Below are 24,897 nucleotides of genomic sequence, written 5' to 3' on the forward strand. Positions count from 1 at the left end.
GCCTATCTAAAGGTTAGAGTCCACTCTGACTCGGCTTGGACAGATACATATTCTGCATCGGAAAGCTCGATGGATTCTGTCCGGTCCGCAGATGATGGGGGGATTATCGAGCGTTCGGTAGAGCCAAAAGGCCCTGCTGTATAAAGCGCAAGGCCTAGGCGATCTTCGGACGGCTTATCAGTGGAGTAGCTAATATCTACTGCGGTTGCACCAGGCGGAATCCGGAAGGCTTGGTGCCCTAACCCCTGTATCGGTTCGTTAAGGCCATGAATGGGTATCTGAGATGCCGGATGAACCCTCACCTGCCAGCGTCCTTGAGTCTCGATTCTGAGGGCGTTTATACCCCTATCGATGTCTTTTAACGGCGGAAGGTAGGGATTTACGAGTAGAGAATACGTGCCAGCTTTAGGGATATCTATTGTTCCGTATCCCCACAGTAAATCGTCCGATACCAGCCGGCTCTCTAAAAATATGCGTACCGTATCTTGGGCATGGGCAGGCTCGTATTCAACCTCTACCCATATAGTGCTTTGGTCACCGCTGGGATCTTTAATACGGAAGTCATTGTTGCCGGTGCCAGAATACTCTGCTCCGCCGTCCTCCAGGTCAGCTACCGAGACAGGTTGAGGGTCCAAAGGTTGGGGGACGGACGGTGTCGTTGCCTCCGAGATAGCGGGGGATTCTGCAGAGACATTTGAGTCCATACTCCGGGAAGTGTATGCCTGGCCTGATTGAACAGAATTATCTGTAGCCGATTCTCTGTTCATAACCCCAAGCAGAACATAGATTAGTGCGGTAGATAGCGCCACAAAAACAACTACGATAGCTGCCAGTACTCCGCTGGATGAGCTAAAGCCTATCTTTTTCATGGTTTCAGCTATTCCTCATGCTTTGAGAGGTATCTGCCGGCTCTAAATCCTGATTGTATTCGTGAAGGAAAGCAATGAGCTGAGATGTCTCTTCAATAAGCCGGTCTTCATAGCCCAGGGCAAGACCCATTCCGGTATTCCGTTCAAGTTCTTCTACATCCCGAAGCGCCAGGGCTAATGCTCTCTCATAAAGTCGTTGAGACAGTGAAGAATAGGCAGACTGTGAATGTTCGATAATAAGTTTATTGAGCCTTGTACCGTCCAGATTAATCATGAACGTTTCAAGCTGGGAACGTAGGGCTTTCACGCGCTTACTCTGCAGTCCGATTGTTGCTAAGGCGCCCCGGTTCACGGCTTTTTTCCACGAAAGATAAAGGGCTACCATAGCGCACGGTATAAAAAGTATCGTGAAGCCAAGCATAAAAGATGTTGGAACAATGAGCAGTAGGTTGAGAGCAGTGTGCGCACTACTGACAAAGTTAATAGAACTCACAAAAAACCAGAGAGTAACTAAACCCAGGCCTATTCCACCCGCGATACCAACCGTTAGCGCCTTCCTGGGAGCACCACTATCCGTGTATGTTGCTTCTGTGACAATTTGGTCCAGCCGACTAAGGATTGAATGAGCTTTGAGAGTATCCGGTTGGGTGAGAAGCTGCCGCGCATAGTCTCTTTGGGCTTTGAGCAAACGGAATGTACCTATTTTTTGTCTAGGTGCTGGCCATAGAGCTTTTGGCCGCCAGTCTGTTCTGATGTATGAGTAGGACAGAGCAGTAGACCGTTGGAGCATGTATTCGACACTGGTCTTCACATCAACGGGCAGGCCAAGGGCCTTTCTCAGGGTCAATAAGCTGGCCCCCTGCGGTGGTACGGGAACAGGGTAATAGGATACTTCTTCGGGGTTTCTGGCAGCACTAAGCCCCCTATATATCTTCTGCGCGGCCCCATAGACTGCCCCTTCAGCTTCTTTCCATTTCACAAGGTGATGCCGGAGGGTAACTAGATCAGCCTCTTGCTGTGTACGCGGTAAAGCCTGGCTACCTGGGTTCATATTGTTGGGCTGTTGGTGGGGCGGAAAGCCTGATGTGAGACCCTCATCAGCTAATGAGACAAGTACCCCATAAGCCCTACGGAGTTCCGTTGCCCATTCCTGTTGCATATACTCGCCCGGAATGTCCTCTATGTAGAAAAGTTGTTCACGAACAAGCAGGGTAATTGGCCGGAGTAAAGTGTCAAAGACCGATTGTGCTGTATCGCCTGATATCCATATCGCCCCTGATCCCATAAGCCCCTGCGCTAAATCCTCTAATCGTGCTATTCCGCTCTCATACTCAGTGAGTTCATTGCCTAAGAGGTCGCTGGCTATAGGCAAGGTTTCAACATATTCCTGATGTTTGAGCATGCTGTAGGCAAGGTTTTGGAGAGAGTCCCACGCTACCTCTAGGTCTGCGAGACGTAATTCCACAGGAATAGTTTCGTAGGTTACCTCAAAGCTGTCCATGTCTAGGACAACCCTCGCAAGAGAACGCTTAATACAAACCCACCGCCTATAGCGCTGAGCTTTCCGCGTGTAAATGCTCCACTGCCACCACGAAGTAGCACCGAGAATAAACACCGCAGGAAAGATAAGAACAAGCGCATTCAAAGAGGTGCGGGAATCTGGACTGGCCACTATCCATACCACCGTTATCGCAAGAATAAGTATGGTTAGAAGGCTCGTAAGAACGGCCAGGTAGGGGCGTGGTTTGCGCACTACGGTAGCTTTCGTCAGGTACAGGTCTACCCCAGTTTAGCGCGCTAAAAGAGTCACCCCTGGTTCGTATGACTCATTATTGCGTTATGCATCTACGCCCACACTCTAAGCGCACATGTTTCCAGCTAGTCGTCCTCTCCTAGTTGGGCATCCAGGCGTTGGCGGTCACGCTGGCGTTGCTTGGTAGAAATATCACGCAGTATGAAGAGGCTAGCTGTCGCGCCCACTACACCACCAACAATCATTCCGCGTGACATATCGGGGTCTACAAGCCCCAGAATGTTGCGGTAGATTCCGCTCATCATGAGGATGGAAACCACAAGGGCGAACACCAACCCAACTTTTGAGTATGGGGTAATTCGAGGCCTGGGAGCGTGCTGACGTAGCCAGAAGTCTCTGATCGTCATTGAGAAGATAAGCACCCCCATGGGGAGCACAGCCCACATGGCATACCAACCGGGCAAGACCCAGGCCAGAACTGCGCAAGCCCCAAACATTAAGTTGATGACCCAGGCATAGGAAATTGCGATAGCCCTATAGAGGGCCTGCCGCTCAAATTCATCATCCATGGATGCGTCATAGCGGTCCAAGATTCTCTGGTTGATACTCATGTTTAGTCACCTTCTCGGGGGGTCAAAGATGTCCTCCACCGACCTGCCCAGAATCTTTGAGATCATCAGGGCTAGGTAGACCGAGGGAGCATAGTTGCCCTTTTCAATATTGGCGATGGTCTGGCGGGACACCCCTGCCCGTTGGGCAAGTTCTGCCTGCGATAGTTCCTTCCACCGCCGGTACTTTCGCACCAGGTTGGTGCTTGGTTGTGGTGTCATAGTGTTCTTTCGGGTTGAGGCCTCCCCTTAAATGTAAACTATTCTTTACATAAGAACAACTATCTTTGACTGAGAGGTGGCGGGCTCCCTCAGCGCCTGTAGCCTTTCCCCACACCCCGGGTTAAGGCTTGAGCCAGATACCCAGTAGATCTAGGGTTAAAGGTGCAAGACACCATCAAGCAAAGGACAGCCGAGCATGATTTTTATTGTGGTTAAATTCCAGGTTAAAGACGGCAAGCGTGAAGAATTCCTAGAAGCCGCCCGCGACTTCACCCTGGCCACCCGCGCAGAGCCGGGCAACAAGTGGTACGAATGGTCCCTGAGCGTTGAGAACCCCAACGAGGTAGTCCTGGTCGAAGCCTTCAAGGACGACGCAGCAGAAGCCCACGTTAAGTCCGAGCACTTCGCCAAGGGCATGGAGAGTATGCGCCCCTGGCTGGCCGAGACCCCCAAGATTATCTCCCGCCTCATTGAGGGCAATGATTGGGACCGCATGGGCGAACTCACTATCGATTAATCCAGCACACCCCAACACAGGCAAGGGGCGGCCACCGCATGTGGCCGCCCCTTTTGACCTGGCTCCGTCAGAAGATTACTGGGCGCAGGCGTCACAGCTTAAGCAGTGCTTCAAGGTCCAGGACCTCAACGGTAAAAGGGTGCTGGTCGCTGGGGGTCGCATCACCCACACCAGGTACGGTAGCGCGTGATTCTAGCTGCTCAGTCTCTAGGTTGTAGCGGTAGATGGTGGTCTCCCCCGAAAGGTCTAATATAAAGCGGAAGAGGTATTTATCTTCTTGCACCAGGTAGCCGATATCCTTACTCGGCTCGAAGTCACCCAGGTCGAAAGCTACCGTGTTCTGGGCGGTTGCCAGGTCGGTTTTCACCACTTTGCCGTACCCCGATACCCACCACAGGTGCCCATCGTATAGATAGAGCGGTGAGAGGGTGGGGCTCCACATCTGGTCATTTAGGCGGGTGGCCAGGTCCCCGCTTATGTCCTGCTCCCGATACTCGCCGGTCTGCGTGTCATAGGAGACCAGCTTTGACCCAGTGTAGTGCTCGGGGCCAGCGTAGGCCAGGCCCTCAGCAGGCGGGGTGATGCTGTCAATAATGTAGTAGATGACATTGTCAGAGCAGACAAAATGCTGGGTAGTGTTCGCCGGCTGCTCACTCTTATATTCGGCGACGGGGGTAGCTGAGAACTCTGGGTAGAGCTTATAAAGCCGATCCGGTGGGTACGCTGATTCAACGGGGTCTGCCTTCATCTCCCCGCTTTGGCCCATAGCCCACACCGTACCGTCGGGGCAGGTCGCCATCATGGAAAGAGAATCAGGTACCTCGTGGAGGGTGCGTTCTTGGCCCTGTACGGTGATAATTTGGGTGGGGTTCCCTGAATTTACAAGGGCGATAGATCCAGTTCCTTCACCGGGTAGGGGTATCTGTTCAGAGATAGTAAGCATTTCTTGTTGGGGGTGCTCTATGGTTTTTACCCCGTCGGCGCTCAAGATGTAGTCGTTCACCTTATCTTTGTAGTGAAGCTCTTGACCATCAAAACTAAGGGCCCCACCGTCCAGACCTTTAAGGTCCAGCCGCGACCACTCCTGTTTTTCGGGGTGGTAAAAGAGGATCCCGCTCCCAGGATTTTGCGACAGCGGCGAGTCATACCGCCCCGCGAGATACACGGCGAAAGCCCCATCGGACAGTTGTTCCTGAGGCGAATACTGGGGCATGGTCGGTGAGAACAGGCCACACCCAGTCAGGAGGGCAATGACTGAAAGACAAGAAAATAATTTTATTTTTTTCATCATTTCTCAACTTCTTTGTTGATACCTGTCCCCATTATTTAGTGGAGTACCTTCCCCAGAAAATTCACCACGATAAAACAATGCGGATTATAAATTAATAATAATTATATGTATCTGCTTCACACAACCCTGATGCAGCTCCCCGGCTGGCAGTGAACTCGCCCTCCGATTGCGCCTTTCCATAAGTACATTTCTTCCCCAAAACCAATTAATGATGTACCCAGCTACCGATTCAAGACCGGTAGCTTGCAGAGCCCACCGCGCTTGAAGAAGCCCCGCGAAAGGTTGCTCTTCCGTTCCCGCACGAACTCTGCCCCTTTTTCTTGACTAGAATGTAGGAGACAAGACCATCGCTAACCGTGGGGAACCCTATGACCTTGCCTGAGCCAGCTGCCCAGAGCCACCATGAAGAGCACCTCGATGCCGATCACACCTCGGTTTCGCTTGCTGTTTCTACAGTGATTTTGGCCTTGCGCCGCAAGGAGGGCCAAAGCCACCACTCCCTCTGGTTACCGCTTGTACGCCGTCTACGCGAACCCTACAAGGGCCAGTGGGCTCTACCCGGTGGGCCCTTACACCCGGAGCTCTCGCTCGAAGAAGCCGCAGGGTCCACTCTCAAGCGCGCAACGGGGCTGGTACCGGGCTATCTTGAACAGCTCTACGCCTTTGGCGACGTACACCGCACCCCCGATTACAAGATTATGCGTGAGGGCGGGTCACTCCCCGTACCCGCCGAAGAGGACGCCCACGAGCGGGTAGTTTCTATCATCTACTGGGCCTCTATCCCCCAGACCGAGGTCAAGCGCACCCGCGTCCACGAGAACATTCGGTGGTTCCCCATCGATGAGCTCCCCATTCTTGCTTTTGACCACAATGAAATCGTTGAATACGCCCTCTACCGTTTGCAGAATAAGGTGGAGTATTCCCGTATCGCACATTCTTTCCTGGGGGAAGAATTCACTCTTGCCCAGTTGCGTGAGGTCTACGAAGCTATCCTGGGGCGCCCCCTAGACCCGGCTAACTTCCGCCGGCAAATTGCGGCCTCAAAATCAATCATTGACACCGGCAAGCGGGTTGAGGGAACCCGCCACCGCCCGCCGCGTCTTTACCGTTATAACCATTCGCGCGCATTTGCGGATCAAGGCCCCTTGGGCATGTACCGCGAGGCCGCTTATAAAGCCCAGGAAGGCACCCTTTCATGAAGCGTCTTATCCCCCTAGTCGCTAGTGCACTGCTTGTTCTGACCGGTTGCGGCCAGAACGATCAAGCCAACAGCACGGCGACGTCTTCTCCCACGATCAGTTACACGGACGGTATGACCGTTACCGTTGTTTCCGTTGAATCAGCGAACACCTTTACCGCAGAGATCGAGGGTCTTAAAAAGCAGGTCCGTCTAGTTAATCTTGCTGCGCCTTCCCCCAACGGGCTGGCACTTTCTAGTGACTGCCTGGTCGATGAGTCAAAAGCCCTTCTTGCAGAGAAACTACCTGCCAACAGCCAGGTGACGCTCAAATTTGATGAGAACCAGCGCGGCAAGACCGGCTATGTTGAGGCCGCTGTTTACTCGGGTGACGCTTTCATCAACCGGGATATGGCACGAGCCGGTATGGTAGCCACAACTTTCTCCACTGCCAGCGATAAGTTCTACCCCGAGATTTCTCAAGCCCAACAGGATGCCGCCAACGAGGGCCTGGGCCTTTATTCCCGCGACCTTAAATGCGCTATCCCCGCGCTGATCCAGGAGCAGAAGAAGGCTGTTGACGACGCCAAAACCTGGGAGGTCAATACCGGCCAGGACGCCTCTGCTGAGGACCAGCAGAAGGAGGCAGAACGTCAAAAAATCTACAAAGATGCCTCTGCTTTCTACCGGGAACTCAAGGATCAGGTTAAGTCACCGGCCCAATGGGTGGGCTCTATCGTCACTCTGGATTCTGTCTCCAAGCAACTGACAGATTTGGAGCAGACCCTCGGTGATGATTTCTATCCACAGAATGGCACCAGTGTAAACCAGCAGAAGAAGTCCGGGGTGCAAAGCACCCCGGCACGTCCCGGCTCCTAAAACCTACAGCTTTACTACTTTTTCTTGGCCTCCGGTGGCCTCACTTTTTGGGTGAGGGCTCACCGGAGGCTGATTTTTTGCCCTGGTCCCTAGCGCTAGGGGGCGGGGAGGCGCTGGCTTCTTTAGCTTTCTGCTCCCGTTCAGCCTCTTCGGCAACAGTGTAAGCAACCCTTTTGCTTTCGTGGGCACGGGTGAGGGCCGCTCTTTGGGTTTTGACAGACTGGGTTTCAACGATGGAGGCAAGCAGAGGCAGGTCGGGGTTTTTCTCGTAGCCTGCGAGAGTTCCAGTGAGCTGGGTTGCCTCTTCCAGAGGGTCTTTGAGGTCTAGCCCCTGTGCCCCGGTGAGGTTATTGGTCGCGGTCTTGAGCTGAGCTGGCAGGGTGCAGGCCATATCCCTGCTGTAGAGGCCTGCTTGTTTCTGGTCGGCTTCGTCTTGGGCTTGGCTGACCTGATCGTAGTAGAGGCTAGCACCGTCATGGGTTGCCACCCCGTAGCCCGCTCTGGCTATCTCAGCGTTGACCAGTTTGCCGTTAGGTAGGGTGACCCCGGCTGTGACAGTGGGCGGTGGCTCGGTAGCTGCTGACTCGGTGGGGCTGGGCCTGGTGCCGGTTCCTAGGGCGGTATCGTAGGTTAGTTCCACAGGTGAGCCCACCGGCAGCATACGGGTGAGGTAGTCGGTGGATTCTTCTGCCAGGCAGTGTATATCGGGGTTGTCGTGCCTGGTCTGAGGGGTGGCTAGGTTCATCAGGTCAACGATTACAGTGGCGCCATCACGGTCCACCACAATGGTATCTGCATCTTTTACCGAGATAATGCGAGCGCTGGTGAGGTCTTCGGTGGGGGTGGCAGTTGGGGTGGTTTCAGCTGGTTCTTCCTGGCCACCGCCCAGCAGACCGCAGCCGGTAAAAGTGAGCGCACCGAGGGCCAGAGCCGTCATGGGTGTGGTGTAGCGGTGTGGGCGCATGGGTTTTACTCCTTAGGGTTGAAGACCATAGCAGCCAGCGGGTGGGGCGGTTCCGTCCTTCTTGTGCCGCGACCGGCTTGTCTGGCCCGCAGATGACGAAGGCACCCGCGCTCTTCCCCGGTCAGGGAGGGGCGCGGGTGCCTGCTTGAGCCTAGTTTCTTGGGCTTAAGCTTCGGGGATGATGAGGCCCTTGGTCTGGGATACAGCGCGGTCCAAGCGTGCTGCAACGTCTGCCCAGTTGACGATGTTCCAGAATGCCTTGACATAGTCGCCCTTGACGTTCTGGTAGTCCAGGTAGAAGGCGTGCTCCCACATGTCCAGCTGCAGGACGGGGATGAGGGCTACGGAGATGTTGCCCTGCTGATCGTAGAGTTGTTCGATGACCAGGCGCTTACCGACGGTGTCCCAGGCCAGGATTGCCCAGCCAGAGCCCTGGATGGTGAGGGCTACGTTCTCGAAGTGGGCACGGAAGCCGTCGAAGGAACCGAAGTCGTTGTCGATTGCTGCGGCCAGTTCGCCGGTGGGCTTGTCGCCACCCTCGGGTGAGAGGTTCTTCCAGAAGATGGAGTGGTTGGTGTGGCCGCCCAGGTTGAAGGCCAGGTCCTTGGAGAGCTTGCCGATGTTGGCGAAGTCGCCGTTTGCGCGGGCTTCTTCCATCTTCTCGATGGCGGTATTGGCTCCAGCAACGTAGGTGGCGTGGTGCTTGGAGTGGTGTAGCTCCATGATGCGTGCTGAGATGTGGGGTTCTAGCGCCGCATAGTCATAGTCGAGTTCAGGAAGAGCGTACTTCTCTGCCATGGTGTGTTCCTTTCGTTAAAGGCCCTGTCTTAGGGTCTTTCTGGGTTTAACTCTACACACTCGGGGCCAAGCGGTCACGGGGCGGCTCCTATCTGTCTGCGGGATTGCTCCTGGGCTGATGCTAGGGGAGCCCCGTGGAAGCAGTTATCCACAATTCTCCACCGGCCAGGATATAAAGTTATCCACAGGTGGGGATAAAACTGGGGATATTCGAATTACAGGAGCGTGAGTTTCGAAGATATTCGATACCACACCACCCACAGGGGTAAGCATTAGGCCCTCAATCTTCGAAAATACAAGGGTGTTATTCGAAGAGCTAGACTGTCCCTGGGGGTTCCACTTGTGGAGAAAGCCTGTGGACAAAGCGTTAAAAGGCCACGAAAAGCATGGTCATTAAGGCTCTAGAGAGGGTTTTTCCCCAGGCTTTTAGCGATTTCCCCACCTTAAGTGGAAATTGTTCACAGACTTATCCACAGGTGGGGATAAAAGGGGTAGGCGGCAGCCCAAGATCTTATGGTTGGCGCATGAGTGACCTCATGGGCAGCACAAGGTGCCCCTGATTCTGCACGGAGCAGAGGGTCACGGTTCAAAAAGTACTGAACCCGATCCCTCAAAATAACAAGCTTGTAATCACACCCCTGGAACTTATTAACACTGTGGATAAGACCTGTGGATAAAAACTATAAGTTTTCACACGCACAAAGAACCTGCCCCACCACTGTGTGCGGTGGGGCAGGTTCTTTATATTTTAAAAGTCTCTATGATGTCCGACAGGTGAGACTATTCATCCTCATCAAGAGAAGAAATATTCGCTACGTTGATGACGGCACTGGGCTTATCACCCAGAACGGCCTCACCGATCTTGGCAAGTGACTTGACCTGGCGGGCATTGAGCCGGTCAAAAATGATACTCCGAACGGCCTCAACATGCCCCGGCGCGGCCTCCTGCACCTTGTCCAGACCGGCAGGCAAAAGGTGACAGATAGACACGCGGCGATCCTTTTCCCAGATGCTGCGATCTACAAAACCCCACTTTTCTAAGCGGGTCACCACGCGAGAAAGGCGCGGTAGAAGAGTGTTTGTCTGGCAAGCCAGCTCGGTCATAGTGAGCTTATGTTGCTTGGATTCTGAGAGCATGGCCAAGACCATATACTCCACGAAGCTCAGCCCCGAGTCCTTATGAAGCTGACTTTCCAGTTGCCCCGGCAATTTAAACATCATGGACGATATAAACAGCCAGCCTTCACGTTCTTCTTCAGATAACCAGCGGGTGGTATCAACACCAACAGGCGTGGAGTTTTCTGTGCTCATGGTTCCTCAAGGTAATCAGCAGAATCATCTATTCAACAAGTCTATAGTTTCATTGAAAGATGGGCCCGCTCTAGCCAACCCGTGCTCAATGTGTTGCTCACCCCATGAGCATGACCGGCACCACCGCCATCACCAAGCTTTTACCCCGCTCCACCATTTGATAGGCTTAATCACTAAAGGTGTGCCGGGAAGACTGGTCGGCTCGCTGACTCTCTCAACACCAGGCGAGCTCACAAGGCGAAGCTGTCTATCGCTTCACTCCCCTTGGTAGGTAGAAATCAGCGGTGATATATCTGTCATCGACCCCAAAGGTTAGCCCTATGTCCTCAGAAAACACCGTCCTATCGCGCGGCTCCTACAGGGAGTCTCAGCGTGTCTCCGAGATTCTTTCCAAGGAATCTACCGGCGGCATCATTTTGCTGGTCGCAACTATTGCGGCCCTCATCTTTGCCAACTCAGCTGCCGCCGAACACTACTTTGGCCTGCGCGATACCTACCTGGGTGCCGACTTCTGGGGCCTGCACCTTAAGCTTTCCATCGGACACTGGGCCGCCGACGGCCTGCTAGCTGTCTTCTTCTTCCTAGTCGGCCTTGAACTCAAAAAAGAGTTTGTCGAAGGCGATTTACGCAACCCCGGCAAAGCCCTCGTCCCCATTGTGGCCGCAGCAGGCGGTGTCGCTCTACCCGCTATTATCTACACCGTTATTAACCTGCGAGGTAGCGATGAGGCAATCGGGGGCTGGGCTATCCCTGCGGCAACCGATATCGCCTTTGCAGTAGCCGTCCTCGCCGTTATCGGCTCACACCTGCCCAGCGCGCTGCGTACTTTCCTGCTCACCCTGGCCGTAGTCGATGACCTCATTGCCATCACGATTATTGCCATCTTCTACACCAGCGACCTGCAAATCGGCTACCTGGCACTGTCCATCATTCCGATTGCCCTCTACGCCCTGATTGCTCGCAAGGGCGAAAAGCTCTTCCATCTCTCCCCTACCGCAAGCTGGCTAATCCTACTTCCCATCGGTTTCGTGACCTGGGTACTCTTCCTCAACTCTGGTATTCACGCCACCATCGCCGGCGTTATCCTAGCCTTTATGATTCCCGTGCGCCATAACAAGCGCACCGAGGCCGCCGATGCCGACCACGGCCTAGCCGAGGTCATGGAGCACCGTATCCGCCCCTTCTCCGCAGGCTTTTGTGTCCCCGTCTTTGCCTTCTTCTCAGCAGGTGTAGCTATCGGTGGTGTCCAGGGCTTTATGGACGCGGTCAGCGAACCCATTGCCTACGGCATCATTGCCGCCCTGATCTTAGGCAAGATGATCGGCATTACCGCCTCCACCTGGCTGGTGACCCGCCTACGCCATGCCAATCTGGATCCAGACATTGCCTGGATTGACGTTATAGGCGTTGCAACTCTGGCCGGGATTGGCTTTACCGTCTCCCTGCTTATTGCTGAGCTGTCCTTCGGCCTGGGCTCCCCCCACAACGATGCCGCCAAGGTTGCTATCTTGACCGCTTCCGTAGGTGCCGCCCTAGGTGGGGCAACCATCCTGTCACTCCGTAATAAGCATTACAAGCAGGTTGAAGTGAAGGAAAGCCTGGATGAAAACCAGGACGGCATCCCCGATGTCTTTAGCGATGACAGCGCCAGGGTTCAAGACTCCCAGTAACAAGAAGCCTGGCCCACCTCTTCATCGACCGCCCCCTCTCCACAAGACGCAGGGGGCGGTTTTCAGTCCCTGGGATAATTTCGTAGGCTTATTTTACAGTTCTGCACCTTAGCTACAGGCTGGAAACAGCCTTAGGGAGCATAATGGAAACTAAACCGACGAGAAACCCACCCGACAGAAGGAGAGGCATGTCCCAAACGCCTCAGACAGATCCTCTTTTTTCACGCGGATCCTACGCCGAAACAAGTCGCATCTCAGAGATCATACGCAAGGAGTCAGTGGGCGGGTTCATTCTACTTGCCGCCACTGTTCTAGCTATCGTGCTGGCTAATACCCAAGCAGTCGACTTCTATGAAAGCATCCGCGATAGCCAAATCGGTCTAGCCATACCGGGCTTTAGCCACCTGATGATGAACGTCCATCTCTGGGCCGCAGACGGGCTACTCACCGTCTTCTTCTTCCTCACCGGCTTGGAGCTTAAAAGAGAGTTTGTGGTCGGTGATCTGCGTGATCCGGGTAAGGCCATTGTCCCCGTAGCCGCAGCCTTCGGTGGAGCCATGACTCCGGCTATCATCTACTTCGCTATCAATCACAACAGCCCAAGCGCAGTAAGTGGCTGGGCTATCCCCGCCGCTACCGATATCGCTTTTGCGGTAGCTGTCCTTGCAGGGGTAGGCACTTTTCTTCCTGCCGCCCTGCGCACCTTCTTGCTCACCCTAGCTGTCGTTGATGATCTCATTGCCATCGTCATTATCGCCCTCTTCTACACCAGCAATTTCCACCCCTGGTACCTTATTGCCTCAATTATTCCTATTGGCGCATATTTCTGGTTGACCCACAAGCACGAGAAACTTTTCCACCAAAAAGGGTGGGCGGCCTGGGTAATTCTGCTCCCCCTGGGTCTGATTACCTGGGCTCTCTTCCTAGAATCAGGCATCCACGCTACCATCGCAGGTGTCATCCTCGGTTTCTGCGTACCCGTGCGGATGACAGCTCAGGCCAATCAGGTAGATGCAGATTCCAGCCTGGCTGAAACCCTTGAACACCGCCTCCGCCCCCTATCCACCGGCATCTGTGTACCCCTCTTTGCCTTCTTCTCGGCTGGTGTCGCTATCGGCGGCTGGGAGGGACTCACCACCGCACTAGCTGACTCTGTAGCTATCGGCATCATGCTAGGTCTTGTTCTTGGAAAGACCGTAGGCATTACAGGCACAGCCTGGTTGATTACCCGCTTCCGCGGCGCCAATCTTGACCCCGATATCAAATGGATTGATGTTGTAGGCCTAGCCGTCACCGGCGGTATCGGTTTTACAGTTTCCATGCTGGTAGCCGAGCTCTCCTTTAAAGAGGGGAGCATGCACACGGAAGACGCCAAAATTGGCATTATGATTGGTTCGCTTCTTGCTGCTATTCTCGGAGCCATCATTCTTTCCATCCGCAATAAGAACTACAAGCTCATTGCGCAGAAAGAAAGCCTGGATGCCAACCACGACGGCATCCCCGATGTCTTCAGCGACAACACCGAGGCACCAGCGCCAAGCCCCAAGTAAGAATGAACCCCACCGACAGGGCCCAGGCCAATACCAAGGCTTAGCCTGTCGGTGGGGTTAAATTTTAGGGCTTCCGGCCCTGAGACAGCTGTGCCAAGCAGCGACCCGGCAACATCACACTTGCGGGTATTTTGCAGATTGGTGCACGACCTGTGAGAATTACCTGAGTATTCACCGCACCATACAGCAGGTGAAAGCCCGCTCCTGTTGCCCACCCGTGCCGCAACAGGTAGTCAACCACCAGGGACAGCTGCCAGCCCATACACATCAGAGCAGTTGTACCCTTTAACGATTTGGAGCACGCATGGATTTTCTGCTCGACGCAGTGAACTGGATTAATGAATCCACCGCTGGGGCCACAGAGGTCATTACCTCAATTTCAGATTCCCTCTGGACCAACTTCCTGATGTATGCCCTGGTCCTTGCAGGTCTGGGCATTACCATCGCAACCCGTGGCGTTCAGTTCCGGTCCCTGGGTGAGATGTTCCGCACCCTCAAGGATCCGGCAGGCACCGAATACAACGGCAAGAAAAGCATCTCAGCCTTCCGAGCTTTCACCGTCTCAGCTGCCTCCCGAGTAGGTGTCGGTAACATCGTCGGTGTAGCCCTGGCTATCACCATGGGCGGCCCCGGTGCCGTCTTCTGGATGTGGGTCATCGCCTCTGTTGGCGCAGCTTCTGCTTTCGCAGAATCACTCCTAGGTCAGCTGTACAAACGTAAGGGTGAGGACTCCTATATCGGTGGCCCTGCTTACTACATGGCTCGCGGCCTGAACGCCCGCTGGCTCGGCCTGATCTTTGTTGCTTTCATTGTTATCACCTACGCTTTCGTCTTTGTTGCCGTTCAGACCAACGCGATTGTCGGTGCCGTAGCGGGCTCTTTTAACGTTGATATTGCTGAAACCAACGGTATGGGCTTCCGTATCGCGATTGGTGCAGTGATCGCCCTGCTCTCTGCTTTCATCATCTTCGGCGGTATCCGCGCCATCTCATCGGTCACCGAAATTCTCGTGCCCTTCATGGCCGTGCTCTACCTGGTGCTGGGTCTGATTGTAGTTGTGCTCAACATTGGTGCCGTACCCGATGTTATTGCTGAAATCATTACCGGTGCCTTTGGTATCCGTGAATTTGTCACCGGCAGCGTCATCGGTGTGATTACCCAGGGCATGCGCCGAGGCCTACTCTCCAACGAAGCAGGTATGGGTACAGCCCCCAATGCCGGCGCAACCGCCTCTGTTTCCCACCCCGCTAAGCAGGGCTTTGTTCAGTCTCTGGGTGTCTACTTCGATACCGTTCTGGTCTGCTCGGTGACCGCCTTTATCGTACTGGTTGCGGGCAACGTTCCCTACGGGGACCGTAGCCAGGCAGGTACCCTCACTCAGACCGCGCTCTCCACCCACCTGGGAGGCTGGGCCGTTCACTTCCTGACTGTGGCTATCGCTCTCTTCGCTTTCTCATCAATTATCGGTAACTACTACTACGGTGAATCCAACATCCGTTTTGTGACTGAGAAGCACCTGCCCATGAATATCTTCCGTGTGATTGTCATCGGCTTCGTCTTCTTCGGTGCCATTGCATCACTGGATCTGCTCTGGAACCTAGCTGACCTACTCAACGGCGGCATGGTCATTGTCAACCTAACCGCTGTCTGCCTGCTCATGCCCAACGTCATGAAGCTACTTCGCAACTATGAGGCTCAGCGCAAGGCCGGTCTGGAACCTGTCTTCCAAGCCAGTGATCTGCCCGAGATCAAGAACCTGGATGCCTGGGATGGCACAGACCAGCTGACCCAGCGTAGCTACTGGGAAAACTACGACCGTCTACAGCTTGAAAAACAAGCGGCAAGGCGCAAGTAGACAGGCTATACCCTGTAGGGGTTAGAGCCATGACAAAGGACCGGCAGGTCAGAGACAAGAGCATAAAGTGCACCCTCTGATTGAGCCGGTCCTTTCGTCTTTAAGGTAATTGAGTCCTATACTGAGACTTTGTTTATTCTTATCTACCGTCTGAAGGCCCCACCCAGCTATCCACCTGTACGTCACCTCCCCTGAGCTGCGGGGTGTGGAGGCTGTTGGTGAGTGCCTCCCTGCAGAGGATGATCTTTAGCGATAATGACCAAAGACTTTCACCATAAAGGCCTTGCCGAGGGGCGCTTGGGGCTGGCTTCTTCAACCGTCATCGGGGTAGCCTCGACCGCCCCCATGTACTCACTGGCCGCATCTGTTGGCTTCATCGTGGTAGCTGTTGGCTATCAGGCCCCTATCGCCCTTGTCTTGGGCTTTATCCCCATGCTGATTACAGCGCTGTCCTATAAGGAACTCAACGAAGCTGTCCCCGACTCCGGGACCATATTTACCTGGGGAACAAAAACCTTTGGCCCCAAGGTTGGATGGATTTCCGGCTGGGGGGTTATTGTTGCTGGTGTCATAGCTATGGCTAATCAGACCCAGATTGCAGCTATCTACCTCTGGCTTTTTTTGGGGCGGGAAGATTTTGCCCACAATAAGCATATAGTGGTGCTCACCGGTGTTTTGGTCATAGCTCTAACCACCTGGATTTCCTACCGCAATATCGAAGCGGGTTCGCTGACCCAGTGGCTCCTCGTGGGAATCCAGTATCTTGCTATTGCTCTGCTCGCCCTGGGTGTTTTTAAGGCGCTAGCCTCCGGGGCCACGAGCTGGTATGAGTTTGAGATGAGCTGGTTCAACCCCTTTGAATCCAGCTTTAGCAGTATGGTGCAGGCGGTACTCATCTCAATCTTCATCTACTGGGGCTGGGACACCTGCCTAGCTATTAGCGAAGAAACCAAAGACCCCCACCGCACACCCGGCCGCGCAGCAGTGCTCTCCAGCTCTATTCTGGTGGTCACCTACGTCTTTGTAACCGTCGTGGCCTTAATGTACGCGGGTGCGGGATCCGAAGGGATTGGCCTCGCTAACCCAGATAACTCCGATGATGTCTTTACCCCCTTCAAGGACGCCGCTCTCGGGTCCTGGGGTTGGGTTATTATCCTGGCGGTTGCGGTTTCTGCGCTGGCTACCTGTCAGACCACTATCCTGCCCTCTTCTCGGGGTGTTTTTGCTATGGCCGTCTACCGGTCTGTACCCAAAAAGTTTGGCGATGTGCACCCCAAGTTTAAGACGCCCAAGACTGCCACCATCTATATGGGTGTCTGCTCCGCGGTCTTCTATACGGGAATGACCTACATCAGTGAGAACATGCTGGCTGACACCATCGAAGCTGCCAGCGTAGCGGTAGCTGTTTACTATGCGGTCTCATCTTTTGCCTGTATTCGGTATTACCGTGGCAGTATCTTTACAAGCGCCCGTAACGTAGTGTTCCGCCTGATTATCCCGCTAGCCGGCGGGCTCATGATGACCTGTATTCTGGCTGTCTCACTTTTCAATATGGCTGACCCCGACTACGGTTACACCAAGATGCTGGGGACCAGCGGGGTCTTTATTACTGCCGTGACCTCTTTCGCTATTGGTTTTGCGCTCATGGTTGCTCTCATGAGGCGGGATGAGTTTAAGCCTTTCTTCAGGGGGGAGACTCTGAACATGAATACCGGTGTGAAGGTGCCTGAGTCTGTTGATTTGGATGAGGTGCTCTAGGCCGGTAACTCTAGCGCTGGTTTCACCCAGATAGGCCCTGTCTGTCTTTTCACAAGATGCCAAGAGCTGGTGTATTTGCCAAGTTTTTGGCCATCTCATCAGGCTTGAGTACTTATTTTTCCTTGCCATGGTGAAATAAGGCGCTACTAGCACCTCTGCTGGGTGGCTCCTAGGTGCGGGGCGGGTACAGTTGAAGACATAAGACAAACCCGCCCAGAAGGAGAACCGTGGCTATCGACCCAAACAATACCCAGATTAAAGAAACCGCTTTCGCACTGGCCCGTAAGTTTGGCTGGGCTTTAGAGTACAACGGTGGCTTAGAACTGGACGGCGAATTCCTTGACGATGCTGACCTGTCCATTGAGCGGCCAGAGGACGGCACCCAGGTGGAGTACGTCCTCAATATCAGCTATGCAGATAGCACGGCCTACGGATTTACCCTCACCCGCGAAGCTGCGAGCGCCCCTCAGGCACCTAGTTTTGGGGCAAGTTTTAGTAAAGAAGCAAGGAGCTCCCTGGGGCAGTCTCATAGTTTTGCTATGGGTTCATTTGCCACCGATGGCCTACCGAGTGAGAACGCGATCACTCTGGCTGAGAAGTATTACATCACCACTTTGGCTGACCTGATTGAAGAGGTTGAGGCCAAGCTGAGGGCGCTAGCTCTCTAAAGACATTTATTGACCATTTTAGGAGTCCTCATGACCGGCAATTTTAGCTATACCTCAACCTATCCCTTTGATCTTGAGACGGTGCGTACCTGGTTTCATCGCCCGGGCGCGCTGACCCGAGCAACCCCTCACTGGGCTGGTCAGGTGCAGCAGGAAGGTAACCCTCAGGCCCCGGGGAGCATAGCGCGTACTAGCGTTGCGCTACCACTGACCTATGGCCTGCTTACCCTTCCCTGGCAGGCCCGCCATACAGCTGCTGAAGCCAACTCTTTTACAGATGAGATGGCTCGCGGGCCTTTTACTCGGTGGAAGCATACTCATAGTTTCTCCGCAGGTCATGAGCGCACCTTGGTTCGTGACGCGGTTGAGTTCCGGGTTCTGCCCGACTACAGCCTTGCTGGTTCAGACGGTAGTAACCGAGTGCTCACGGGCGCGGACTCGGCACTTCAGGCTATCTTGGGCGGGGGCGAGAAGGTCACCGGACCTGCTATTGAGCGTCAGCTAGAGCGTGTCTTTACCGCCCGCGAGCGCCGTATCACCGCCGACCTAAGCTTTCAGCAGCGCTATGCCAGGGAGCCGATGACCGTGGTGGTAGCTGGGGCCTCCGGCACGGTAGGCAAGCAGGTAACAGCCCTGCTGACCGGCGGTGGGCACACCGTCCGCACGCTGGTGCGCGGTAACGTAACCAGCGAGAACGAGTTTGCTTGGGATCCCGAGAGCGGGCAGATTGATGAGGCTGTTTTTGAGGGTGCCGATGCGCTGATTCATTTGGGCGGTGTCAGTATTAGCCAGCGCTTCACGGCGCAGAATAAAAAAGCGATTCTTCAGTCACGGGTAGGCTCTACAACGGTGCTGGCGCAGACTCTTGCTCGGCTGGCCGCTGAGGGCAGGGGGCCGCGTGTCTTTGTGTGTGCGTCGGCTGTCGGTTTTTACGGTTTGGGCAGGGGTGATGAGCTACTGACTGAGGATATGCCAGCTGGGAACGGCTTCCTGGCCGAGGTGTGTCAGCAGTGGGAGGCTGCCTGCCAACCCGCCCGGGATGCCGGGGTGCGCGTGGTCAATGTGCGCACAGGCCTGGTGCAGTCGGTATTGGGCGGTATGCTACGCCTCCAGCTACCTCTCTTTGCAACCGGGATGGGTGGCTGGGTTGGGAACGGTCAGCAGGTGCAGAGCTGGATCAGCCTAGATGACATTGCCGGTATCTATGTGCACGCGGTGATGACCGAGTCGCTCAGGGGGCCGGTCAATGCGGTCGCTCCAGACCCTGTTACGGCCCGGGAGCTTGCTAAGACAGTGGGTGCGGTGCTCAAACGCCCGGTTTTCCTGCCTGTCCCAAAGTTCGGCCCAGCCTTACTCTTGGGAGCCGAGGGCGCACAGGAGCTTGCCCTAGCAAGCCAGAACGCTAGCGCAGAAAAGCTCCTGGCGAGTGGCTATGTGTTTTTTGAGCCAGCGCTCCGCACGGCACTTGAGCACGAACTGGCTTCCTAGTTTCCCAAGAGGTCCATAGACCGCCTGCCGGCAATGGCATTTCATCTAAAAGTCACTGCCTTCTGCCGGGCTTGTGCGCCACTTCGGGCTATCCTGTTGTGTAGCACACTCCCAAAAACACACGAAAGATAAGCATGGCTTCCTCTCTGTCACGCCGCCTTGCCGGTATTACCGCAACCGGTGCCACTGTTCTTGCCCTGGTGGTAGCTCCCCTACCGGGTGCTGGTGCCGCAGATTCAACAACTCTCACCCTGCTCAACATCAACGACTTTCACGGCCGTGTATCTACTAGCATCGCTATGGGCCTTGCTAACACGGTTCAGGCTGAGCGGTCGAAAGCGCACGGGGGTTCACTCCTGCTCGCCGCTGGTGATAACGTGGGTGCCTCCCTCTATGTTTCAAGCGTACAAAAGGATCAGCCCACCCTGGAGTACCTCAATGCCCTCGGCCTCAGAGCCAGCGCTGTAGGTAACCACGAGTTCGATGCCGGCGCTCAGGATCTCTTCAACCGCATTATCCCCGCCGCATCTTTTTCTTACCTGGGCGCTAACGTCCTCAAGACGGACGGCTCCCCTGCCCTGGAACCCTATTACATCACCGAGGTCAACGGCACCTCTGTTGCTGTGATTGGTGCAGTCACTACCGAGACCCCTCAGCTAACTGACCCGTCTCAGCTTGCCTCTCTACAGTTCACCGACCCGGTTGCTGCGGTCAATAAATACGCCGCCCAGCTCTCTGACGGGGACCCCTCCAACGGTGAGGCCCAAGTCATTGTTGCCGAGTACCATGAGGGCGTCAATACTGCTGATCCTGCCGGTGATGACATTATCAACCAGACCAGCGCAAATGTTGATGTTATCTTCACAGGCCATACGCACCAGGAGTACGTGATTGAGGGCGCTGTTCCCGGGCAGCCGGGCAAGACTCGCCCCGTGGTCCAGACCGGTAACTATGGCGATAACCTGGGTAAGGTTGTCCTGAGGTTGAATGATGCAGGTGAGGTAACAGCCTATTCTTCTGAGCTGGTCAAACGTATGGATGCGCCCACTGCCGATCAGATTGCCGCTGATCCGGTACTAGCCCAGGTTAACACTATTGTCAGCCAAGCTAATTCTTATGCAACTGAGCAAGGCTCAGTCCTTGCTGGGCAGGTTGGCGCCCCTATTACCACTGGCTTCGATGCTGGCAAGGAGGCGCGGGGTGGGTTCGATATGCGCAACTACGAATCCACTATGGGCCACCTGGTTGCCGATATGTACCTGGCAGCCGCGAACTCAACCGGTCGCACACCCGCCGATATCGGCATCGTCAACCCCGGTGGCTTGCGCGATGAGCTACCCGGTGGCCTGCGCACCAGCCTGGGTCTGGCCGCTAACCAGAACGTGCGGGTCATGGATATCGTCAATGTCACCCCCTTCGCTAACAACCTGTGGACCACCGAATTGACAGGCCAACAGCTTAAGGCTGTGCTGGAAGAGCAGTGGCAGCAGAACGCCGCAGGCGACATGGCTAACCGCCCCTACCTGCAGCTAGGTTTCTCGTCCAATGTCACCTACACCTACACCGGGTCTACCGATGCAGCCGGGTACGCAACTCGCGGCTCAAATATCCTCGATGTATATGTGAACGGTAAGAAGGTAGAAGATACCGATACCTTTACCGTCGCTATCCCCAGCTTCCTGCTCGGTGGCGGCGATAACTTCAGTACTTTTACCCAGGGCACCAACCCCAAAGATACGGCGCTGGTGGATTCTGATGCCTTCGTGAATTATTTCAAGGCAAACGGAACCGTGGACCCCAACTATGCCAAGCAGGCTGTTAAGGTCCAGGACCTGGCAGCCGGCTACGACGTAAATGGCCAGCTCACGTTCTCGCTGGCTGACCTGAATGTACGGAGCTTCGGCGTCCCTGCACTGACCGAACTTAAGGTCACCATTGATGGTATTGAGGTGGGCACCGTTGAGGTAGCCACAGACGGCACCGCAACTGTAGCTCTAGATTTGGCGGGTCAGGGCATTACCGCCGGGCAGCATGAGATTGAACTGGCCGATCCCAGCGATGTCACAGGCACCCTTGTTCGCCTGAGCGCCAAGTTCACAGGCTCCTCCGCTGAGCCCCCTGCACCGGTTGAGCCCCCTCAGCCTACTCCCACCGCTGATCCCACAGACCAGCCGGCTCCTAGCCCCAGTCAAGGGGCAGTAACCCCGGCTCCGAAGACAAGCAGCGCCCCGGCCCCCACCACTCCTGAAACCCCTTTTACCTACGAGAACTGTGCCGCTGTCTGGGATAAGCTAGGTCGCCCCATTGGCTCCGACGAAGCCGGTTTCCACAAGGGATTGGACGCCGATGGTGACCAGCTCGGGTGCGAGCTGAACCCCAACTACACCAATAGGGCAGAGGACGGTAGCACGGTGAATGCCTCATCTGGCGCTACTAAATCAAGCTCTGCTTCGTCAAACCGCCTGGCTAACACCGGCTTTACCGCCAGCCTGATTGCCGCCGCTGGCGGCCTGGCTCTGCTAGCTGGTGTAGCTGTTCTTCGGGCAGGTCGCCGCAAGGCATAGAGGCTTGTTCATCAGGGGTAGGTAAGGCAGGCTCAGGCTCGTTGCTGGCCCTCTCACCTGGTTCGCTAGCGTTCACAAGGTGATTCACGCCAGCCCCGGAGCCAGCAACTTCGATGTGATCCTGGAGCACCTTAGGAATAGGCCCCTTGCCAAGGCCCTCTGAGGTAAACCCTTAGCGGGTGCCCTCTCCCCAGCGGAGCAGGCACCCGCGCTTTCTTTAAGCCCGGTAGTTACAATGGTGGGTATGCCTCACCCCACCGTGACCCTTCTTGCCACAGAAACCAGCTCCACCGTCAGTGTTTTCGGCTGGTTCTTCTACCCCATTCTTTTTCTGTCTTTAGGTTTGGCCCTGTATTGTGTGTTCACTATTCACCGCCAGAGCCACCTGACCGAGATACAGAAGCTCAAGTGGGTTCTCTTCACCCTTTTCCTACCCCTGGTGGGTCCGCTGGCCTACTGGTTGCGGTTGCGGGCCGACCGGCAGCAGCTCTTGGCAGCACCTCGTCACTCTGAGGGTGAACCCGAGGCCTAAAAGTCTCGAGCAGGGCGTAGAGTTAGAGCTACCCTGGCAGATTCACACAAAGGAAAGTTATGCCCTATACCGTCAAAGCCCTGCAAAAATTTGGCCCCGACCAGCCTTTTAAGGTCACTGAGCTTGAGCGCCGGGACCCCCGTGAAGATGATGTTGTCATCAAGATTGAGGCAGCAGGTATCTGCCACTCCGATATTCACACGATTCATAACGAGTGGGGTGAAGCCCATTTCCCCCTGGCTGTGGGGCATGAGATTGCCGGCACCGTTGAGGCGGTAGGCTCGGCTGTTACCAAGTTCAAGGTAGGCGACCGCGTAGGTGTGGGGTGTCTGGTCAATTCCTGCGGTGAGTGCGAGCAGTGCACCGCCGGGTTTGAGAACAACTGCCTGAACGGGGCCGTGGGAACCTACAATTCCAAGGATGTTGACGGCTCTATCACCCAGGGTGGTTATTCCCAGAAGATCACCGTCAATGAGCGGTTTGTGCTGAATATTCCCGATGCTCTTGAGTTCGATGTGGCCGCTCCCCTGCTGTGCGCTGGCATCACCACCTTCTCGCCTCTGGCTCGCTGGGGCCTTGAGCCCGGAGCTAAGGTCGCTATTCTGGGCCTGGGGGGCCTGGGGCATATGGGTGTGCAGATTGCTGCCGCCATGGGTGCTGAGGTAACGGTTCTCTCCCGCAATCTGAAGAAGGCTGAGGCCGCCGCCGCGCTGGGCGCTTCCCGTACCCTGGCAACCAGTGAGGAAGGTTTTTTTGAGGAGCACCGCGGGGAGTTTGACCTGATCCTCAACACTATTTCTGCCCCCATTGATTTGGATTCCTACCTGGGCTTACTTAAGCCCCGTGGCATTATGAGCGTGGTGGGCCTGCCGCCGGAGGCTCTCTCCCTCCACATGAACCGTCTGATTGGCGGCGGCAAGGTACTGACCGGCAACAATATCGGCGGTATTCCCGAGACTCAGCAGATGCTGGATTTCTGCGCCGAGCACGGTATTGCCGCTGTGATTGAGAAGGTCGGTGTCGATCAGGTCGATGAGGCCTACGAACGTGTCGCCGCGGGCGATGTCCAGTTTCGCGTAGTCATTGATACGGCAACCTTTGAGAAGGCAGAAGTCAGCGCCTAGCACGTCTGCTCAGATCTCATGAGCCGCCTTCTTTCCCTTGATATCAAAGGAAAGAAGGTGGCTCTTTTATATGCCTGAATAGTTATATTTACGAGCCAGCAAAGGGGTAGTCGGTGTAGCCCTGAGCGCCGGGGGTGTAGAAGGTTGCCATGTCGGGAGCAGTGAGTTCTAGGTTTTCCTGCCAGCGGCGCACCAAGTCCGGGTTGGAAATGAGCAGGCGGCCAACTACTGCGGCATCCGCTAGGTTACCCTCAACGATACGCTCTGCCTCGGCACGGTCGGTTACCTCAGCGAACCCACTGTTGAGCAGGGTGAAGCCACCGAAGGCCTGGCGCAGGTGGGCAACAAAGTCCCCCTCAATATCTGCGTGCAGGATTGAGAGGTAGGCCAGGTCCAGATCGCTGATTCCCGCCAGGAGAGCGTCGTAGGTTGCTAGAGTCTCGGCGCGGTTATCTTCAATGTTGCCTTGGACGTTGTGCTCGGGTGAGATACGCAGGGCGGTGCGGTCGGCACCAATAGCATCAGCAACGGCGCGGACCACCTCAATAACCAGACGGGCACGATTTTCGGGTGAACCACCGTAGGAGTCAGTGCGCTGGTTGGCTGAGGGGGCAAGGAACTCGTGTAGGAGGTAGCCGTTGGCACCGTGAATTTCTACGCCGTCCATACCGGCTTCAATAGTGTTGCGGGCAGCTGTCACGAACTCTTCCACGATGCGGGGCAGTTCAGCTGAGTCAAGGGCGCGTGGGGTGGGTACGTCTTCGCGGCCGTTAGCACCGTGCAGGGTAACGCCGGGGGCAATGGCACTGGGCGCTTCAGCCTGTTCACCCTTGTTGATGGTGGGCAGGGTTAGGCGACCACCGTGCATAATCTGCATGACGATGGTACCACCGGCGGAATGTACGGAGTCAGCTACACGGCGCCAGCCGGCGATCTGGTCCTGGGTGTGGATACCGGGTTGTCCGAGGAAGGCCTGACCAACATGGCTGGTGCGGGTGCCTTCAGTGACGATGAGGCCAGCATTGGCTCGCTGGGTGTAGTACTCTACGTGTAGGTCGCTGGGCACCCCGTCTAGTCCCGCGCGGGAGCGGGTGAGGGCGGCCATGGTGATGCGGTTCTTGAGGGTAAGTGAGCCAGCCTGTGCTGGTTCAAAGAGGGTGGTCAATGGGGTGCCTTTCGTGAGCCTAATGTACGCAGTGCATAACTGTTTCCATGCCCCGCTTATTCCCTCGGAGCTGGCATAAGATACCCCGGGAGCGAAAATGTGCCCAGGGCCCTAGTGGGTTCTCGCAGGTGGGG

The 24,897-nt window shown here is 55.4% G+C and carries 21 protein-coding genes; 12 read left to right on the plus strand and 9 right to left on the minus strand.

Translation table 11 applies throughout. The features are described 5' to 3' along the window. Positions 1 to 2: 2 nt before the first annotated feature. From ACN085_RS07945 to ACN085_RS07960, 4 genes are all read right to left on the minus strand, one after another. Positions 3 to 869: a hypothetical protein gene (locus tag ACN085_RS07945; protein ID WP_419111174.1), complete on the minus strand. Its 867-nt coding sequence runs from the start codon at positions 867 to 869 to the stop codon at positions 3 to 5. Between the two features lie 4 nt (positions 870 to 873). Next, positions 874 to 2,370: a hypothetical protein gene (locus tag ACN085_RS07950; protein ID WP_419111175.1), complete on the minus strand. Its 1,497-nt coding sequence runs from the start codon at positions 2,368 to 2,370 to the stop codon at positions 874 to 876. A 377-nt stretch (positions 2,371 to 2,747) separates the two neighbouring features. Next, positions 2,748 to 3,233, minus strand: coding sequence for a hypothetical protein (locus tag ACN085_RS07955; RefSeq protein ID WP_419111176.1), 486 nt, complete (start codon positions 3,231 to 3,233; stop codon positions 2,748 to 2,750). Between the two features lie 6 nt (positions 3,234 to 3,239). Next, positions 3,240 to 3,452 (minus strand): helix-turn-helix transcriptional regulator, encoded by a 213-nt coding sequence (locus ACN085_RS07960; protein WP_419111177.1) that lies wholly within the window; start codon positions 3,450 to 3,452, stop codon positions 3,240 to 3,242. Positions 3,453 to 3,648: 196 nt separating this feature from the next. Between ACN085_RS07960 and ACN085_RS07965 the strand changes: the two genes are divergently transcribed. Beyond that, positions 3,649 to 3,969: a putative quinol monooxygenase gene (locus ACN085_RS07965; RefSeq protein ID WP_419100331.1), complete on the plus strand. Its 321-nt coding sequence runs from the start codon at positions 3,649 to 3,651 to the stop codon at positions 3,967 to 3,969. Positions 3,970 to 4,060: 91 nt separating this feature from the next. On the opposite strand, the gene ACN085_RS07970 is transcribed toward ACN085_RS07965, so the two are convergent. Further along, positions 4,061 to 5,260 (minus strand): hypothetical protein, encoded by a 1,200-nt coding sequence (locus ACN085_RS07970; RefSeq protein WP_419111178.1) that lies wholly within the window; start codon positions 5,258 to 5,260, stop codon positions 4,061 to 4,063. Between the two features lie 368 nt (positions 5,261 to 5,628). Here ACN085_RS07970 and ACN085_RS07975 point away from each other — a divergent pair, with 368 nt between their 5' ends. After that, the gene (locus ACN085_RS07975; protein WP_419100337.1) at positions 5,629 to 6,459 is read left to right on the plus strand and encodes an NUDIX hydrolase; all 831 of its coding nucleotides are present in this window, start codon (positions 5,629 to 5,631) and stop codon (positions 6,457 to 6,459) included. Then, complete coding sequence (locus tag ACN085_RS07980; RefSeq protein ID WP_419104981.1) at positions 6,456 to 7,316, plus strand: thermonuclease family protein; 861 nt, start codon at positions 6,456 to 6,458, stop codon at positions 7,314 to 7,316. The genes ACN085_RS07975 and ACN085_RS07980 overlap by 4 nt, the downstream gene beginning before the upstream one ends. Before the next feature lie 40 nt (positions 7,317 to 7,356). Here ACN085_RS07980 and ACN085_RS07985 read toward each other — a convergent pair whose 3' ends face one another. From ACN085_RS07985 to ACN085_RS07995, 3 genes are all read right to left on the minus strand, one after another. Beyond that, the gene (locus ACN085_RS07985; RefSeq protein ID WP_419104982.1) at positions 7,357 to 8,280 is read right to left on the minus strand and encodes a thermonuclease family protein; all 924 of its coding nucleotides are present in this window, start codon (positions 8,278 to 8,280) and stop codon (positions 7,357 to 7,359) included. Between the two features lie 165 nt (positions 8,281 to 8,445). Further along, positions 8,446 to 9,078, minus strand: a complete 633-nt coding sequence (locus ACN085_RS07990; protein ID WP_419100340.1) for a superoxide dismutase — start codon at positions 9,076 to 9,078, stop codon at positions 8,446 to 8,448. A 780-nt stretch (positions 9,079 to 9,858) separates the two neighbouring features. Continuing rightward, positions 9,859 to 10,389, minus strand: a complete 531-nt coding sequence (locus tag ACN085_RS07995) for a MarR family winged helix-turn-helix transcriptional regulator (RefSeq protein WP_419100341.1) — start codon at positions 10,387 to 10,389, stop codon at positions 9,859 to 9,861. A 320-nt stretch (positions 10,390 to 10,709) separates the two neighbouring features. On the opposite strand from ACN085_RS07995, the gene nhaA (ACN085_RS08000) reads away from it, so the two are divergent. The 9 genes from nhaA (ACN085_RS08000) to ACN085_RS08040 all read left to right on the plus strand — a co-directional run bounded on the left by nhaA (ACN085_RS08000) (position 10,710) and on the right by ACN085_RS08040 (position 23,598). Then, on the plus strand, positions 10,710 to 12,059 hold the full coding sequence (nhaA, locus tag ACN085_RS08000; RefSeq protein ID WP_419111179.1) for a Na+/H+ antiporter NhaA: 1,350 nt from the start codon (positions 10,710 to 10,712) through the stop codon (positions 12,057 to 12,059). A 188-nt stretch (positions 12,060 to 12,247) separates the two neighbouring features. Next, positions 12,248 to 13,609, plus strand: coding sequence for a Na+/H+ antiporter NhaA (nhaA, locus tag ACN085_RS08005; protein ID WP_419111180.1), 1,362 nt, complete (start codon positions 12,248 to 12,250; stop codon positions 13,607 to 13,609). A 304-nt stretch (positions 13,610 to 13,913) separates the two neighbouring features. Next, entirely contained in the window at positions 13,914 to 15,464 is a 1,551-nt protein-coding gene (locus ACN085_RS08010) for an alanine/glycine:cation symporter family protein (RefSeq protein ID WP_419104983.1), read from the plus strand. 255 nt (positions 15,465 to 15,719) lie between these two features. Beyond that, positions 15,720 to 17,222 (plus strand): APC family permease, encoded by a 1,503-nt coding sequence (locus tag ACN085_RS08015; RefSeq protein WP_419111181.1) that lies wholly within the window; start codon positions 15,720 to 15,722, stop codon positions 17,220 to 17,222. Positions 17,223 to 17,449: 227 nt separating this feature from the next. Further along, positions 17,450 to 17,890 (plus strand): hypothetical protein, encoded by a 441-nt coding sequence (locus ACN085_RS08020; protein ID WP_419104985.1) that lies wholly within the window; start codon positions 17,450 to 17,452, stop codon positions 17,888 to 17,890. A gap of 30 nt (positions 17,891 to 17,920) precedes the next feature. Continuing rightward, on the plus strand, positions 17,921 to 19,378 hold the full coding sequence (locus ACN085_RS08025) for a TIGR01777 family oxidoreductase (protein WP_419111182.1): 1,458 nt from the start codon (positions 17,921 to 17,923) through the stop codon (positions 19,376 to 19,378). 134 nt (positions 19,379 to 19,512) lie between these two features. Then, positions 19,513 to 21,942 carry a 5'-nucleotidase C-terminal domain-containing protein gene (locus ACN085_RS08030; protein WP_419111183.1) on the plus strand — a complete coding sequence of 810 codons (2,430 nt, stop codon included), beginning with the start codon at positions 19,513 to 19,515 and terminating at the stop codon, positions 21,940 to 21,942. A gap of 244 nt (positions 21,943 to 22,186) precedes the next feature. Next, a complete protein-coding gene (locus ACN085_RS08035; protein WP_419111184.1) occupies positions 22,187 to 22,474 on the plus strand; it encodes a PLDc N-terminal domain-containing protein in 288 nt (95 codons plus the stop codon). A gap of 59 nt (positions 22,475 to 22,533) precedes the next feature. Continuing rightward, entirely contained in the window at positions 22,534 to 23,598 is a 1,065-nt protein-coding gene (locus ACN085_RS08040; RefSeq protein WP_419111185.1) for an NAD(P)-dependent alcohol dehydrogenase, read from the plus strand. An 88-nt stretch (positions 23,599 to 23,686) separates the two neighbouring features. Here the strand turns inward: ACN085_RS08040 and ACN085_RS08045 are convergent, their stop codons facing one another. Further along, positions 23,687 to 24,763 (minus strand): alkene reductase, encoded by a 1,077-nt coding sequence (locus ACN085_RS08045; protein ID WP_419111186.1) that lies wholly within the window; start codon positions 24,761 to 24,763, stop codon positions 23,687 to 23,689. Positions 24,764 to 24,897 lie beyond the last annotated feature (134 nt).

Source organism: Rothia sp. P4278 (assembly GCF_048512945.1).
GTDB lineage: Bacteria > Actinomycetota > Actinomycetes > Actinomycetales > Micrococcaceae > Rothia.

Bases quoted from the DNA above. Each gene is read 5' to 3' on its own strand.
- ACN085_RS08035 (WP_419111184.1), top strand. From the start codon at position 22,187: ATGCCTCACCCCACCGTGACCCTTCTTGCCACAGAAACCAGCTCCACC.
- ACN085_RS07955 (WP_419111176.1), bottom strand. From the start codon at position 3,233: ATGAGTATCAACCAGAGAATCTTGGACCGCTATGACGCATCCATGGAT.
- ACN085_RS07970 (WP_419111178.1), bottom strand. From the start codon at position 5,260: ATGATGAAAAAAATAAAATTATTTTCTTGTCTTTCAGTCATTGCCCTC.
- ACN085_RS07975 (WP_419100337.1), top strand. From the start codon at position 5,629: ATGACCTTGCCTGAGCCAGCTGCCCAGAGCCACCATGAAGAGCACCTC.
- ACN085_RS08025 (WP_419111182.1), top strand. From the start codon at position 17,921: ATGACCGGCAATTTTAGCTATACCTCAACCTATCCCTTTGATCTTGAG.
- ACN085_RS08015 (WP_419111181.1), top strand. From the start codon at position 15,720: ATGACCAAAGACTTTCACCATAAAGGCCTTGCCGAGGGGCGCTTGGGG.
- ACN085_RS07990 (WP_419100340.1), bottom strand. From the start codon at position 9,078: ATGGCAGAGAAGTACGCTCTTCCTGAACTCGACTATGACTATGCGGCG.
- ACN085_RS08030 (WP_419111183.1), top strand. From the start codon at position 19,513: ATGGCTTCCTCTCTGTCACGCCGCCTTGCCGGTATTACCGCAACCGGT.
- nhaA (WP_419111180.1), top strand. From the start codon at position 12,248: ATGTCCCAAACGCCTCAGACAGATCCTCTTTTTTCACGCGGATCCTAC.
- ACN085_RS07945 (WP_419111174.1), bottom strand. From the start codon at position 869: ATGAAAAAGATAGGCTTTAGCTCATCCAGCGGAGTACTGGCAGCTATC.
- ACN085_RS07995 (WP_419100341.1), bottom strand. From the start codon at position 10,389: ATGAGCACAGAAAACTCCACGCCTGTTGGTGTTGATACCACCCGCTGG.
- ACN085_RS07985 (WP_419104982.1), bottom strand. From the start codon at position 8,280: ATGCGCCCACACCGCTACACCACACCCATGACGGCTCTGGCCCTCGGT.
- ACN085_RS07980 (WP_419104981.1), top strand. From the start codon at position 6,456: ATGAAGCGTCTTATCCCCCTAGTCGCTAGTGCACTGCTTGTTCTGACC.
- ACN085_RS08010 (WP_419104983.1), top strand. From the start codon at position 13,914: ATGGATTTTCTGCTCGACGCAGTGAACTGGATTAATGAATCCACCGCT.
- ACN085_RS08040 (WP_419111185.1), top strand. From the start codon at position 22,534: ATGCCCTATACCGTCAAAGCCCTGCAAAAATTTGGCCCCGACCAGCCT.
- ACN085_RS07965 (WP_419100331.1), top strand. From the start codon at position 3,649: ATGATTTTTATTGTGGTTAAATTCCAGGTTAAAGACGGCAAGCGTGAA.
- ACN085_RS07960 (WP_419111177.1), bottom strand. From the start codon at position 3,452: ATGACACCACAACCAAGCACCAACCTGGTGCGAAAGTACCGGCGGTGG.
- nhaA (WP_419111179.1), top strand. From the start codon at position 10,710: ATGTCCTCAGAAAACACCGTCCTATCGCGCGGCTCCTACAGGGAGTCT.
- ACN085_RS07950 (WP_419111175.1), bottom strand. From the start codon at position 2,370: ATGGACAGCTTTGAGGTAACCTACGAAACTATTCCTGTGGAATTACGT.